This window comes from Almyronema sp. (genome assembly GCF_052168255.1).
GTDB classification, from domain to species: Bacteria; Cyanobacteriota; Cyanobacteriia; order Phormidesmidales; family Phormidesmidaceae; genus Sphaerothrix; species Sphaerothrix epifaneia.
The window spans coordinates 85,178-100,282 of record NZ_JBQLZL010000023.1 but is presented as its reverse complement, the minus strand read 5'-3'; the positions used below and the strand labels follow the sequence as shown (position 1 = coordinate 100,282).

Genomic DNA, 15,105 nt, shown 5'->3' with positions numbered 1-15,105 from the left:
GCTGTTGCCACTAGCGTTGAGGCACTTCAATGGCTGAAAGCCACTAACAGAAAAGCTTTCCTTCTGCCCTCTGCTCTCACTCTTTTGCCTTTAGCAGCCCTTCCACCCAATGGGCTAGAGCCGACTTTACCGCCTTTAATTCATTTAACCAACCAACAACTATGAAATATCGACAACTTGGCAGTAGTGACCTCAACGTTTCGGAAATTGCCTTAGGCTCCTGGCTAACCTATAGTGGCGGCGTTGAGCGTCAGCAAGCCGAAGCTTGCGTCCACAAAGCTTTTGAGGTGGGCATTAACTTTATTGACACCGCCAATGTTTATGGCCGAGGTGCGGCAGAAGCATTTTTGGGCGAGGTACTACAGGGACGCGATCGCGCTTCTTATATCCTGGCGACCAAAGTTTACTTTCCCATGTCAGACACCGATCAAGGTTTGTCAGCAGCACAAATTCATAAACAAATTGACGCTTCTCTTCAACGTTTGCGCACCGACTATGTTGATCTCTACCAGTGCCATCGCTACGACGCTGACACCCCTTTAGAAGAAACAATGACCGCTCTAAGCGAAGTCGTCAGGCAAGGCAAAGCCCGCTACATCGGCTTTAGCGAGTGGAATCCAGCCCAAATTCAGGCAGCGCTAGATTTGCCCAATGTAGAGAAATTCGTTTCTAGCCAGCCCCAGTATTCGATGTTGTGGCGTCAGCCAGAAGCAAAAGTGTTTCCCCTGTGTGCCGATAACGGCATTGGACAAATTGTTTGGTCGCCGCTAGCTCAAGGGGTGTTGACGGGTAAATATCAACCCGGAGAAGCTCCCCCTGCCAACTCACGGGCAGCCAACGACAAAATGAATAGCTTTATGCGAGATTTACGCAGCGATCGCACGCTCAAAGCAGTTCAAAAATTGCGCCCCATTGCTGAGCAACTCAATCTTTCTATGGCGCAATTGGCACTGGCTTGGATTTTGCGTGACCAGCGAGTATCTGCTGCCATCGTCGGCGCTAGTCGCCCCGAACAACTAGCGGATAATGCCGCCGCCTCTGGCGTTGAACTCAGTGACGAAGTCCTGCAAGCAATTGATCAGGTCTTAGCCCCGGCTTTGCCTCAGCCAGCGAGCCGCTAAGGAAAAGCGAGAAATCATCCCCCCAGTTTGCTGAGAATAAAAGCTGTGAGAAAGCCGCAGACGGTGATTAATCCAGCAAAGTCATGAGCTTGCTCAAAGGCTTCCGGCATCATGGTGTCGGAAATCATCGCTAAGATAGCGCCTGCCGCGATCGCAATGGTCGCGGCAATAATTTCTGTAGAAAAATGGCTGAAAAGAGAATAGCCCGCTAAGGCTGCCGCCGCTGAAACCAGCGAGATTAACCCCCAAACGCCAAAGATATAGCGCCAAGAGCGTCCGGCCTGCTTCATGCCAGCGGCGCTAGAAAGTCCTTCTGGTACGTTAGAGAGAAAGACGGCTGCCACTGTCACCCAGCTCACCGTACCCCCCTCAATCATGCTGATGCCAATGGCAATTGACTCTGGAATGCCGTCTAAAAGGGCACCGATGGCGATCGCCAACCCGCTTCCCTGGCTTTCGTCTTCCTTGGGTTGCTGCTGACCAGAACGTTTACGATGGCGTGCGCCTTGCTCAGCTAAATATCCGTTGGCCAGGGTGTAAATAACAGCGCCCCCCAAAAAGCCCAACGCCGTTGAGTCAAAGCCACCGCGACTATAAGCTTCATCCATGAGTTCAAAAGCCAGCGCAGAAATCAGCACACCTGCACCAAATGCCATAATCACCGCGATCGCCTTTTGCGGAATTCGAGCATAATAGCCAACCCCTGCCCCTAGCAATAGAGCTGATCCGGCCAGTAACCCCCAAAGCCCTGCTTGCAACCTGAGTGGAATCATAGACCCAAAGCCAACTTGATAGCTCATCAAAAGCGGCGACCTCCGCCTTAACACCGAGGTCGCCATCAATCATATCTCGCAAAAATTACTACCTATCCCATTTGCAAAGAACAGAGCAAGTCGTACTCTAGCAAAACAGCGATTGTTAGATAGGAACTCAAATCCAATTTACTGGTGAGATTTAAGCGGATCGGCAATATATTTGAAATCTTTGTCAGAATTCCAGGGGCCGCGTTCATCTTTGCCATTTTGAGACAGGTTGTAATAAATATCAACGGTGTCATCGGGTTCGACATTGCCGAATAGTGGATCGGTCAGCTTACCCAAAGAATCTAGAGCCAGCATGAACATCTTGGTGTGAGAAATTTCACGCGTTAGTAGATGCACAAGCGTCTTCTTTGTCCCTTCGTCAGGAGCAAGTTTAATCAGCTCCTCATACGTTTGACGTGCCCCAGCTTCTGCCGCAATGTCTGCCCGTAAGTCTCGCACTACATCGCCGCCTTCATTGATGTAGGTAGCGGTCCAAGAAGACCCTTGACTGTCTAAAAAGTGAGGCCCCATACCCCGCACTGCAAACAAAGTACTCTTGTAGGCTTCGGTCTGATCTACATTCTTAGTGTGAGCTTCGATCAATTTACCAATCATTTCAAGGTGGCTAAATTCTTCGATCGCGATGTCCTGCAACATATCTTTAATACCAGGATTCTCACAATGGAAGGACTGCACCCAGTATTGTAAGGCCGCAGTCAACTCTCCCGTCGCACCGCCAAACTGCTCTAACAAAAGTTGAGCAAAACGAGGATGGGCTTCAGAGACGTTAACGGGCTGAATCGTTTCTTTTTTGTGGAAAAACATAAGCTCTCTTTCTACTACGTAATTGAGGGTAAAGCTGGAAAATTTTCCAAAGCGTCATTCGATTTGCAACGTAATCGACGCTAGCTATAGCCTAACTAAACAAACTGTTGAACGAATTCCTCAAAAGGCATACATAATCAAGCCTCAAATTTAGCGATTAGTACCTCGTCTAAGGCGTTACTTGTTCTTCTTAACCAAGAAAAATTGCTAAAAACTGAATGTCGCCTAATCAAAGGTAGATCTTTAGGTAAACCAGTTCGTATTTTTGACTATTTTTTAAAGCTAAAAATATGCCTATTGATTCAAAAAATTATTAGTTTTCTAAACCCTAAGACAAAATCGAGTACTTAGATTGATTTTGCAAATCTTGTTAAACAGTGGTTGAGTAACCAGGATCTACAGAAATAGTTTTATCTAATCATAGCGATCAAAAAGCCATCTATTTGGAGCCATGGCATAGATGCCTGATGACTTAAAAGCCAAACAAATTACGATAAATTTAGCTTCAGCAAACTTGTCAGCATCCCTTTGACAGACATAGGCTGTAAGCCTTTTGGTAGAGGCATTTTTAAGTGAACAGCTTTACCCTACACAAAAGCTACAAAATTACCTTCATCCGCTAACTCCAAAAGAGAGCGATTTAGGCAAGACTATTCTTCATCTGTACAAATAGCTAGCCAAAAATTACTTAGTTTACTAAATTTCATATGCTATATAGAACGCTTGGCAATACCCAGGAAACAGTTTCAGCTATTGGCTTGGGGGGCTTTCATATTGGCCAGCAAAAAGATGAGCAAGAAAGCATTCAGATTATTCGCAGTGCCATCGATCGCGGTATTACCTTTATGGATAACTGCTGGGATTACAACAAGGGTACCAGCGAGATTCGCATGGGTAAGGCTCTGCAAGATGGCTACCGCAATCAGGTCTTCTTGATGACTAAAATTGATGGCCGTACCAAAGCTTTAGCCTCTCAACAAATTGACGAATCTCTCAAGCGATTACAAACTGATCAGGTGGACTTGCTGCAATTTCATGAGGTGATTCGGCTAGAAGATCCTGATCGCATCTTTGCTGAAGATGGTGCAGCGGCTGCTTTTTTAGACGCGAAGCAAGCTGGCAAAATTCGCTACATTGGCTTCACCGGGCATAAAGATCCGCTGGTGCATTTGCGCATGTTAGACATTGCCAAAGAGCACGATTTTCACTTTGACGCGGTACAGATGCCCCTAAACGTTATGGATGCTCACTTTCGCAGTTTTCAGCACTCTGTTTTACCCACTTTAATCGAACACGGTATGGGGGTGCTGGGGATGAAATCTATGGGAGATGGCCATATCCTCAAAAGTAACGTGGTCAAACCCATTGAATGTCTCCATTACGCGCTCAACTTACCTACCTCTGTGGTTATTACTGGTATCGACAGTATGGAGATTTTGGATCAAGCGATCGCGGCGGCTGATACCTTTAAGCCCATGAGCGCCGAAGAAGTCACAGCCCTTTTGTCTCGTACGGCGGCAGTTGCCGCTAATGGCCGCTACGAACCGTTTAAGACTGATAACCAGTTTGATGCTACCGCTCTAAATCCCGAATGGTTGGGGGTTCCGGCTGCCTAGCCAAGGAAATAGGCGGTGTAGTCAGGCTGCAAGGGGGAGTTGGCTGTAGATATTAAACAAATTGATTGTAGACATACGGCTAGCTGACGGTTTGTCGCTGTTAGTGAGGATGACTTTTCAGTGATGCCTTGGCAGCTTTAGAAACTGCGGTACAATAAAAAACTGTTCAATGCTCAATTTGACTGTCTGGAGAAGCTCATGGCCCGCAAGTGTGAATTAACCGGAAAGAAGGCAAACAACGCCTATGCTGTTTCCCACTCTCACCGTCGCACTAAGCGACTACAACACGCTAACCTGCAAAACAAGCGCATTTGGTGGCCTGCGGGTAATCGCTGGGTCAAGCTGCGAATCTCAACCAAAGCTATTAAAACGTTGCAGTCTAAAGGAATTGAAGCAATGGCGCGTGAAGCAGGGATTGATCTAAACCAGTATTAATCGCCACGATTGCAGCTATCTTCAAATCTACTCCCGGTAGACTTGTTGGCCTCAGATTAAAGATTGAAGCATTTGAGCGATAGGGCGTTTAGCTCTATCGCTTCTTGCATTTAATCAGAAACATCTAAGCTTCACAGCGGGATGGGCTTGGCTTAAGCTGACTGAAAAGCGATCGCCCTAGCCTTAGGTACTGGATTATCAATCAGTTCGCCACGAAAGCTGACTGATTTTTGGCTGATACGAAACAGATGTCGCTTCGCCAGTTACCTGCGAGTTCTTTTAGGGTAGGTTGAGTGGTGTCTCAACCTTCTCAGTTAGGATTATGCGAGTACTTCACCTAAGCACGTCGGATTTAGAAGGGGGGGCCGCACGAGGTGCTTATTGGCTACATAGAGCCTTACTGCGAGCTGGCGTTGACTCCCAAATGTTGGTTTCTAACAAGTTGAGCAACGATCCCACTGTGCTAGGGTCGCCGCGAGTAAAAGGTATTGATAAAGTCTCTGAGGGAATTCGCCTCAGCTTTGAATATTTTCCCCTCAGAAAGTACCGCAACAAGGCAACATCGCAATTTGCCACAAGCGCTTTTCCCAGCAATATTGCGCCCCAGGTCAAAGCGATCGCTCCAGATTTAATCAATGTTCACTGGATAGGAAACGGCTTCGTTAGACCCGAAGAACTGCCCAAATTTAACAAGCCCATTGTCTTGACTCTGCGAGACATGTCTCACTTTACCGGAGGATGCTACTACGCAGGTAGCTGTAACCGTTACGAAGCTCAGTGTGGAGCTTGCCCTCAACTGGGTTCTACCCAAAATAATGATTTGTCTCGTCGCGGCTGGTGGCGCAAGCATCGGGCTTTTGAGTCGGCAGATATTACAGTTGTAGGGATTAGCCACTGGATTGCTGATTGCGCTCAGCGGAGTAGCTTGCTAGGAACCTATCAGCCCAAGGTAATTGCCAACGCAATCGATGCCAATAGCTATTACCCTATTCGCAAGTCAGTGGCTCGCGAAGCTTTAGGGCTAACTCAAGATAAAAAGTTGATTTTGTTTGGTGCTTTGAGTGCCACCGCTGATAAACGCAAAGGCTGGCATCACTTGGTACAGGCGCTACCTTTGTTTGCCAATCGCTATCCCCATTTGCAGGCTGAAGCGGTTGTATTTGGTGCGGCTCAACCGCGACAAGCGATCGATTTGGGGTTGGAAACCAAGTTCTTAGGGCGGCTGTATGATACTACGACATTGGCTCTTGCTTATTCAGCGGCTGATGTGATGGTTGTACCTTCTACAGAAGAGGCGTTTGGCAAAACAGCGATTGAAGCTATGGCTTGTGGCACCCCTGTGGTTGCCTTTAAAGCAACTGGATTGACGGAGAGTGTTGACCATCAGCACAATGGCTATTGTGCGCAGCCATTTGATGCTGAAGACTTGGCTACAGGGATTGCTTGGGTTTTAGCCGATCCGCAACGCTGGCAGATGCTTTCGCAAAAGGCTCGACAGACGGTTGAGGAAAAATTTACGGTAGAGCGTCAAGCTGAGCGTTACATCAATTTATATACAGAAGTTCTCGCTAAATCCCAATAATAGGCGGATTTGCCGGGACTCATTCAAGCGTTTGCAACAGGCTAAGTGACAGCTTAAAGGTACAACCGTAAATACCGGGGTAGAGGATGTAGTATCCTCTATTGGCTCACTGAATGCTGATATGAAACTTGGCCGATTGCGCTTGTTTGGCACAAAACTCCATAGGTTCTCGGAAGCCAAGCTTAAAGCTAATGTGTACTATCAGGTATGGGATCGCGATCGCCTTGCGATTCTAAGACTTTAGGGTGCTGATTAAGCTTGAGCTGTTTTCTTACACTACCTGATCGTTTTCTCAAATAAGGCGGGTAGCCTGTTCACTGACCATACCATCACGGTTTCTTCATATTTCGTTTATACAACAGAGGTTCACAGCAACCTCGTAGCGCGATCGCGCTGATGTGTTTTTATCAGGTTGATCGTTTGTGTCTGCGATCGCCAGTCTCCTTAACTTCTAAATAATCATTTAACGCTGAAGAGGAAGGCAGATATGTCACCCCGCAAGCTAGTCAGGGTTCTACGAAAGCTACCCAAGCAAATTACAAAACGATTCGTTACTTACTTACTACGTAATTTGCTGTTGTGGAATCGCCGTCCGGCAGCGGCGACTGCAGGCTTCGTACTTCCAACCACAATTTTGCTGCTATTGATGGTGGCGTTGACCGCAGGAGCTTTGACCTATCGAGCCTACAGCCGTTCAGAACAAGCAATTGTTGAGCGTCAGCAGCAGGTAATTATCAATGCGGCAACGCCTGCTGTCGATCGAGCTAAGGCCAAAATCGAGTATCTCTTTCGCGAAGACAATCGCATTACTGCAGGCTTGCCAAGCAGTGCCTACCTCAACAGCATGATGTTGAACAACGGCGATCCGGTTAGTTCTTTTCCGGGGATTGGCGTAGGTGAAACGCCTTATCGTTTGCCGGACGAAATTGCCCTTAATATTAACGGCCCCGAAGCTGATTCTAATCTAGAACCCGCCCCCGATGAAATTGACAACGCTTGGGCGTTCAACGCTGATGTCAATGGAGATGGCGTTGTCGATGAAGACAATGAATGGATTATCTACTCCATTTTGATTACCGACAAGGCTCGCGATGACGATGATGACGTGTTGGTCAGCGTCGGCGATAGCGATTTACAAGAGAAAGCTGACAACCTAGTGACTCGAACCGGGCCTCTCGAAACCAGTGATGCGAGTAGCCAGTGTGCAGCAGCGCTGGCCTCTGCGGCAACAGCCTCGTCGCTTGATCCGGGAGAAGGCTGGCAAGTGGTGGGTTTTGGTGACTCAGCTGCTTTACAGAAAAACTTTCAGGTTGATGTGTATGTCGTTGACCTGAACGATGTTAGCCGTAGTATCCAGACTTTAGAATTTCAGCAATCGCGCCAATCTATTAGTGGTAACAAGTGGGGAGCTTGGTTCCGCTACGACATGGATGTTTATCCAGGTGAAGAATTCAACTGGAATGGAGCAATGCATACTGAGGGAAATCTTTTTGTTTCCGCCGATTTGCAAGCTCACATGATTAGCTCCCACAATTCTTGCCTCTACAGCAAAGATGCGTCTGAAATTGAAATTAGAAATGACGATGACTACAACGGTCAGGTAATTGCTGGCAGCATTAAAGGTAACGTCTTTGGCACAAGCGGTGTCAAGGTTCATGTTTTTACCAACCAGACTACCGCCCCCAGTCTTAATAACTTTGCAGCAGGTAATGATTCTGTCAATCCTGGTGCAGGAGCCTTACCGATTCAAATAGCAACTGACCCTATCGCGCTGTTTACCGAAGGGAGACATCAGCATGTTGATGATAGTACCTGGACTGAGGTATTTGATTCGCAAGCAATGGCGCGGTTTGAGAAAGGTGAATCGTTTATCCCCAACGTTGATGACGCGTTTAGAGCCGACAATCGCTGGGGTCCTCAGCCGACCTATGGTAGTGACTTTGATATTGCTGACTATAGCGGTACCAACGTCGGGGACGAAATTGATACTGCTACTAACTCTGAGCTTGTGAGTTTGGTTGACCCAGCAGAGGGACTAGACGGTTATTGGGAGCGCAGAGCGATCGCTACAGGTATGCGCCTGATTGTGGGTCAGCGTTTAGAACTTGGCAATCCTGCGGGTTGGAACTACACCTACAACACCAGTCAACAGCTTGTTTATCAAGCCGATAAAGATCCGCTTTATCCCATTGCCGAATTAAATGCCCTTAGTGTGGATACTTCTGGATCTTCTGATAATAGCTCTGGTACCAATACAGTTGGCGTCAACGAGCGCTGGCAGCACAAATCGCTTGGCGATAACTTAGCGGCTGTGCAAGGCATGGTGGTTTACCACTACGAAACTGAATCCGGCGATTTTCCATTAGCCTGTATTGCGCTGACCGCCCATCCCGGCACCCCCCAAACGGTTATCAACAGCCGTCAGTTTGATCTGTATCCCGAAAGTAGTGCCCTAAAAGCAGATTTCTTCAGTGGCTACGGCACCAATGGCTGGGAATTTGGCTTCAACGGCATTACCACTGATGCTGGCTTTGGCAGTGCTATTGGCAGCGCTAGCGATTTAGGTAAGGCTCTGAGAAACCTAGCTTATTTTGCGGGTGACCCGAATGGAGGCGCACCTTCGTTTACGCCTGTCCAAGATTCGGATATTCACCCCTATCCTCAGATGGCGATGTGGGGCGACTTTTCACCGCTGCGGAAAGTTTTAGATAGTGGTGTATCCTACGGCTCGTTGAGTCCGGCAGACAAATCTACTCTACATTCCGCCGCCTGTACGTTAGAACTTTTGGCCTACAACATCAACAGCCTCAAAGGAGAGTACGACGCGGTTGTTGCCACTACAGGAACAGATGGTTTAGCTGACGTAGCTACTGCCCTCACCGGATTGGTAACTAGCGGTGCCGTCAGCACGCCAACTACGGCCACCGCAGATCAGTGGTCAAAGGCGCTAGAAGCGTCGGCTGCTTCTGCAACCGTTAAGGAAAGAGCGAAAATTTTGGCTCAGTATCGCCAGATTGAGCGCGATCGCGATTTAGGCTTCATAACCGGAAAGACATTAGACTTCGCCAATCCCGGAGGTACGATTCCTGCCTATGCGGCTGCTTCCTTCGAGCTAACGTGTGATCCAAGTACTGAATTTTCTTCGGTAACCGATCCTGACGCTCAAATCTCCTTGGGCTTGGCTTTCTGTTCGGCAGCTCATCCGCCCAAATATCCCTCCTTGTTCTACGTCTTTCCTAACTTTGACCACGACCAGGATGGTTCAGGAGCCTCTGTCGCTTTTACCACAACCCAGCCCGCAACTGAAGAATACATTGAGCAGGTTGTTACTGATTATGGTGAAACTAATAGCTTTGGCGCTGTAACTGTTAGCAACATTGCGGCCACTCCAAGAGGCATCTCCAGTGGATCGCTCACCTATGCCGGTTGGACTTTACCCACTGAGTCTGGTACAGCGCTAACTGACCCTGATGCGCTTGATCAGGCGTTTAGTATCAATGGCGATGATGGTTCAGGTGGCTATGATGGCAGAACAATTTCTCTAATTGATAAAGGACTATACGATGGACGCGAATTGTTAAGCGTCCGTGTTCTCGACGTCAATTTAGAGTTGCTTTCGCAAAACACCAATCCAGATGGCACTGACTACTGGCTAACGGATGATGCAGAGCGATCGGGCCGAGGAATTGTCTATGCCTTCCGTGAAGATGCTGTTCGCGAAGACGAAATCATTCGACCGACTGGTACGACCTGGGGTAACTGCGATCAGCTCAGTGAACTGCCCGCAACGACCGCTTGTTTCATGTCAATGCCCAAGGCTAGTACTTCTTTCGTCGGCCAAGATCCTCCTCTCAACGACTCTAATCTGATCAGTGCTAAGCCTGTAGACTTTTATGCCGATCCTGAACGGCGTCCTCACGGCTTCCGCTTGAGAAACGGCGTTGATATTAGTGACGCGCTAGATCGACAATCTGGCTTGACCTTTGTAACAGACAACTCAGTCTATATTCAGGGAGATTTCAACTTACACAGTAGCGATGGTACCCGCTCTGGTTTGTTAGAGGAGTTTGCCAGTCCTCAAACCTTGCTCAACGGTGGTGTGGGTTTCGGTGCGCCTTTCTACAATGGCCGCACAATTGACAAGCGAAACGTCGATAATTTCGCCAATCCCGATGTTGATTACTGGCGTCCAGTTGAAATCCTGGCTGATGCAGTCACTATTTTGTCTGACAACTTCAAAGATGGCAGCGTTGAAGACTTCTTTACGCTGTATTCTCCCGGTATGGGAGCTATTGAGCGGGGTGAATATGCTGCTGCAACCTCTTACACCAATGCCAATCGCTTCTATTTTGAAGATACTAACCAAGCTCGATTTGCAGCCGATCGATGGGCTAGAGAAGTTCCTGCAAGTGCGCCTTTAGGCGAGATTTCTTCACCGATTTGGGTTGGCCGAAATGCTGAGTTTGCCCTTTCTGATGGCGCTACGGCGCTAGATGTTGGCTTTGATGGTGAGGGAACAGGTGCTGCAAATAACGCGGCTATCCTCATGAACTTCGACCACGGTAGATTGAGCCGCTTCCGGCAAAACAATCAGATTGGTGCAGCAGATACCTATGTGTATGCCCTAATTATTTCTGGGATTGTACCCATGAGAGCCGGACAAGCTTATGGCGGACTGCATAACTTCCCCCGTTTGCTGGAGTATTGGAATGAAGCACCTACCGGAGGTGCCACCACCAAGAGGACACTTTATCTTTACGGCAGTCTTTTCCAACTCAGCTTTAGCCGAGCGGCAACAGCCCCGTTTGACCAAGATCGCTGGGAGCCAAGTACAACAGCTCCTGACACCAGTCTTGAGCGCAACGTGGCTTATGGCGCGCCAGAACGTAACTGGGGTTACGACGTAGCTCAGCTCTATGTTCCGCCCGGCCCGATTTCTAGTCGATTTGTTGACTCACCTGCTCCCCGGAGCGAGTTCTACCGGGAACTACCAGCAGATGATCCTTACATTCTCAATCTACGCTGCGCTAAAGCTGCTGGGGAATCAACAGCGTTTCTGGATGAGCAGCGAACGGTTAATGGGCCGAATGTTTGTCCGAGATAGTCCGATTAGCCAGTTATCGTGCCAGGAGGTTAGGCAGCATGTTGCGCTCAGGGTTGATTGAAAAATTTGTTCTCCGTCGTCGGGTGCGGTTTCCTCTTCAGCGCTCTAGCGCTGAGGAAGGTCTAACGCTGATTGAGTGCTTGGTTGCCATCATTATCATTGGCCTGACGGTTGGCGCAGTGACACCAGCTTTGGTGATTTCTGTCGCCTCCCGCGTTCAAAGCCAAAAGGCTGCTCAAGCTTTAGAGATTGCTCAAAGCGAAATTGACCAAGTGAGAACGCTAATTGAACGAGGTGATTACTCCCTGGCGCAACTGGATGCTTCAGCGCCGTTTGTCTTGGCTACAGGTGCCATCAGCTACTCAACGGCTGCTCAGGTACCTGTACCGACTGACGAGGTTGAATCCCTGGCAGATTACTATGCTGACCCTTCTTATACAAAAACCAAAGAAGTGGATTATGACGGAGACGGGACACCAGATTACGCCGCTCAAGTCTTTCGAATTGCCAATGATGTCAGTGCTTCGACCGCCTTCACTATGGGGGTACGGGTCTATGACTATGATGCTGCTGAAAACGTCGATGGCCTCAATACTGACTCTACTGCAACCGCCCGTTTGGGGGTAACGGGTAGCCAGGGAGAGCGCGATCGCTTACCTCTGGCTAGCCTTTACACTTCGATTGTGCGAGGTGAGGAAAGCAATTCACTGTGTAACTACATTGAATATTTAACTAACTCTACTCCTTCAACCACGTACAACTGCAACTAAAAGATTGACCCTCACACAGCTTATCTATTTGATTTACAGCTATGTCTACCTTGCCCTCTCAGCTTTGGCTTTTTCGATGGCTTGTGAGCCTACGCCGCTCTAGCAAGGATGGGTTTACGCTACTAGAGCTGCTGATTTCAATTATTATTGTCGGCATTATTATTTCGGGATTGCTGTATCTGGTGGTTGAGATGCTACAGCTCGATCGCCGCGAGTTTGTCTTGAATCAAGTGAGCACCGATATGAATCGGGCGATTGATTACATTAGTAGTGATGTAGAGGAGGCTATTTATGTTTACTCTACCCCTACTGATGTAGTAGGCGAACTAGACGATATTGATTTATCCGAAGAAACCCCTATATTGGCTTTTTGGCGACCTGATCCGCTTGACCAGGATGACTTAGATGCCATAGATAGCTGTACTTCAGACGAGTGTGATTTGTTAAGGTTGCGGCAGGCGTCTCTGACCTTGGTGGTTTATCTGCAAGAAGAAAATGATGAAGATTCGATTTGGAACGGCGAAACGCGAATTGTTCGTTACACACTGCCTAAGTACACGCGCATAGCAGCCTCACTGGCTAGTAACAGTACACCGGGCTATGCTGATCCCCTGAGTTCGGGTAACGATTTTGCCACTTGGGAAGCCAATGGTACGACTGACGGAATTAAGCAAGTGCTGGTAGATTCTGTAGACGTTCCTAGTCCAGATGACATTACTGAAGCTGATTGTCCTGATGCCGATTTGTATACGCGATCGCCCTCTACCCCTGCCGACGGTAAAAGCTTTTATGTTTGTGTGCGAGAGGCGACGACAGGTGCGGTTAATACCATCGGTCAAGAGCTAACTTCTAACCAAGACCTGGTTGTTTTTTTACGGGGTAATGCAACGGCTAGGCAAGACGGGTTGATTAATGCTCTGAGTGACGCTAGTAGACTTCCTACACTCCAGTCGAGGGTGCTTTTACGGGGTGTTCGTGGCGAAGAGTTGTAAGCTTCTGTTGTGATGTGATTGAGGCTATTTCTGATGCGCAGCCAAAAAGCTAAACCGATCCCAGATGAGACAACAGCGGGCTTTACACTGATTGAAGTGCTGCTTGTCGTTTTGATGGTTGGTATTTTGATGGGCATTGCGGCTCCTGGCTGGTTGGCCTTTGCGGATCGCCAGCGTATGAGTACAGTGCGCAGTGACTTGCTAGAGGTTCTCAGACAAGCTCAGGCCGATGCCAGACAAAACCGAGAGACTCGAGTAATTACCATTCTTGATGACGCTTTGCCTTCCCTGCAGGTGGGTTCAGCCGCTAGTGTCGGTACAGTAGAAATCTTAGCCAGAGACAGCGTCAGACCTGATTATGTGGATTTGACTGGCTTTGCCAGTGTGAGTGGTGCCTGGGAGGCGAGTACTGCTGTTAGCTTTGACTATGAAGGTTTACCGGATTCTGATCAAATTCCCTTCAAAATCGAAGTGTCTCCTCGCGCAGCCGCCGCAAAGCAGTGTGTAATTATTGCCAACTTGCTTGGTACGCTAAAGACAGGTAGTGGCGATGAGTGTGATGATCCTGGCCTGGCTGTGGATTAAATTAAAAGGAACCGTTGGCTAACAGCCTGAGGTGAGTGAGATCACTTTGTTGATGCTAAAAAATCACTCAGGAGCGCGAAGGCAGTCACGTTAGCTGCTTCATAAACCCTTTAAATTATGGGGTAAGCATTTGAAGTTGATTGCCATGCCGAGGATTTCTCAGAAGCCGCTCAAGGCCAATCCATTTATTACCTACCGTGATCCCCAGACAGGAAAGTGGATTGTGGTAAAGTCGCTAGCCTAGAGCAATATCCGACTTGTTGCTTGCGGGCCAGTGTTGATGCTGTGAAAATGGCAAAGTTGATGGATGAGAGCTAGTTTTATGCGATCGCTCTACCCTCCCATTGAGCCTTTCCGCCAAGATAAACTTGTTGTTTCTCAGCGTCACAGTCTTTATTTTGAAGAAGTCGGAAACCCTCAGGGAAAGCCTGTTGTCTTTTTGCATGGCGGCCCAGGCGGCGGCAGCCAGCCCCTCTACCGCCAGTTTTTTGATCCGCAGCAGTGGCGGATTGTGTTGTTCGACCAGCGCGGCTGTGGCCGCAGTACGCCTCACGCTGAGCTAGAAGAAAATACTACCTGGCATTTGGTTGCAGACATTGAAACTTTGCGATCGCACCTGGGCATTGAGCAATGGGTCGTTTTTGGCGGTAGTTGGGGCAGCACGTTGGCTTTAGCCTACAGTCAAACTCACCCTGAGCGGTGTGTGGGTTTGATTTTGCGCGGCATTTTCATGCTGCGACCCAAAGAGCTTCGCTGGTTTTATCAGTCGGGTGCTAGCTATCTTTTTCCGGAGGCGTGGGAACGATACCTCGCCCCCATTCCGGTAGCAGAGCGGGGAGATTTGTTGAGCGCTTATTATCAGCGGCTTACCAGTTCAAACCCAGCTATTTGCCAGCAAGCTGCTAGGGCATGGGCGGTTTGGGAAGCCAGTACCAGTAAGCTTTTGCCCGATGCCCAGCTAGTAGAACGATTTGATCAGCCCGATTTTGCGACAGCGTTTGCTCGGATTGAGTGTCATTACTTTGTCAACCACGGCTTTTTTACGACGGACGACCAGCTTTTGCAAAACATCGATCGCATTCGCCACATTCCTGCGGTGATTGTGCAAGGACGGTATGATGTCGTTTGCCCGATGGTGTCTGCCTGGGAGTTGCACTGTGCTTGGCCAGAAGCTGAATTTGTTGTGGTTGCTGATGCCGGACATGCAGCGACGGAACCAGGGATTGTTCACGCTCTGATAGAAGCCAGCGATCGCTTTGCTACGCTTTGATC

Annotated in this window: 11 protein-coding genes; 9 read left to right on the top strand and 2 right to left on the bottom strand. The window is 48.6% G+C overall.

The genetic code is table 11. The annotated features are described in order from the left end of the window. Positions 1 to 161 precede the first annotated feature (161 nt). Positions 162 to 1,121 (top strand): aldo/keto reductase family protein, encoded by a 960-nt coding sequence (locus ACTS3T_RS04230; RefSeq protein ID WP_377964400.1) that lies wholly within the window; start codon positions 162 to 164, stop codon positions 1,119 to 1,121. Positions 1,122 to 1,135: 14 nt separating this feature from the next. On the opposite strand, the gene ACTS3T_RS04225 is transcribed toward ACTS3T_RS04230, so the two are convergent. Together ACTS3T_RS04225 and ACTS3T_RS04220 are read right to left on the bottom strand one after the other, a co-directional pair. Beyond that, positions 1,136 to 1,894, bottom strand: a complete 759-nt coding sequence (locus ACTS3T_RS04225) for a ZIP family metal transporter (protein ID WP_377964398.1) — start codon at positions 1,892 to 1,894, stop codon at positions 1,136 to 1,138. Between the two features lie 168 nt (positions 1,895 to 2,062). Next, positions 2,063 to 2,749 (bottom strand): manganese catalase family protein, encoded by a 687-nt coding sequence (locus tag ACTS3T_RS04220; protein ID WP_377964396.1) that lies wholly within the window; start codon positions 2,747 to 2,749, stop codon positions 2,063 to 2,065. A 707-nt stretch (positions 2,750 to 3,456) separates the two neighbouring features. Between ACTS3T_RS04220 and ACTS3T_RS04215 the strand changes: the two genes are divergently transcribed. The 8 genes from ACTS3T_RS04215 (at position 3,457) to pip (ending at position 15,103) form a co-directional block, all read left to right on the top strand. After that, positions 3,457 to 4,365, top strand: a complete 909-nt coding sequence (locus ACTS3T_RS04215; RefSeq protein ID WP_377964394.1) for an aldo/keto reductase — start codon at positions 3,457 to 3,459, stop codon at positions 4,363 to 4,365. 198 nt (positions 4,366 to 4,563) lie between these two features. After that, on the top strand, positions 4,564 to 4,800 hold the full coding sequence (gene rpmB / locus ACTS3T_RS04210; protein WP_377964392.1) for a 50S ribosomal protein L28: 237 nt from the start codon (positions 4,564 to 4,566) through the stop codon (positions 4,798 to 4,800). 424 nt (positions 4,801 to 5,224) lie between these two features. Further along, on the top strand, positions 5,225 to 6,382 hold the full coding sequence (locus ACTS3T_RS04205; protein WP_462934807.1) for a glycosyltransferase: 1,158 nt from the start codon (positions 5,225 to 5,227) through the stop codon (positions 6,380 to 6,382). 487 nt (positions 6,383 to 6,869) lie between these two features. Beyond that, positions 6,870 to 11,486: a hormogonium polysaccharide biosynthesis protein HpsA gene (gene hpsA / locus ACTS3T_RS04200; RefSeq protein ID WP_377964388.1), complete on the top strand. Its 4,617-nt coding sequence runs from the start codon at positions 6,870 to 6,872 to the stop codon at positions 11,484 to 11,486. 38 nt (positions 11,487 to 11,524) lie between these two features. Next, entirely contained in the window at positions 11,525 to 12,256 is a 732-nt protein-coding gene (locus ACTS3T_RS04195; protein WP_377964386.1) for a type II secretion system protein, read from the top strand. A gap of 41 nt (positions 12,257 to 12,297) precedes the next feature. After that, positions 12,298 to 13,248 (top strand): prepilin-type N-terminal cleavage/methylation domain-containing protein, encoded by a 951-nt coding sequence (locus tag ACTS3T_RS04190; protein WP_377964384.1) that lies wholly within the window; start codon positions 12,298 to 12,300, stop codon positions 13,246 to 13,248. 33 nt (positions 13,249 to 13,281) lie between these two features. Then, complete coding sequence (locus ACTS3T_RS04185) at positions 13,282 to 13,833, top strand: pilus assembly FimT family protein (protein ID WP_377964382.1); 552 nt, start codon at positions 13,282 to 13,284, stop codon at positions 13,831 to 13,833. Positions 13,834 to 14,155: 322 nt separating this feature from the next. After that, positions 14,156 to 15,103 (top strand): prolyl aminopeptidase, encoded by a 948-nt coding sequence (gene pip, locus ACTS3T_RS04180; protein WP_377964462.1) that lies wholly within the window; start codon positions 14,156 to 14,158, stop codon positions 15,101 to 15,103. Positions 15,104 to 15,105 lie beyond the last annotated feature (2 nt).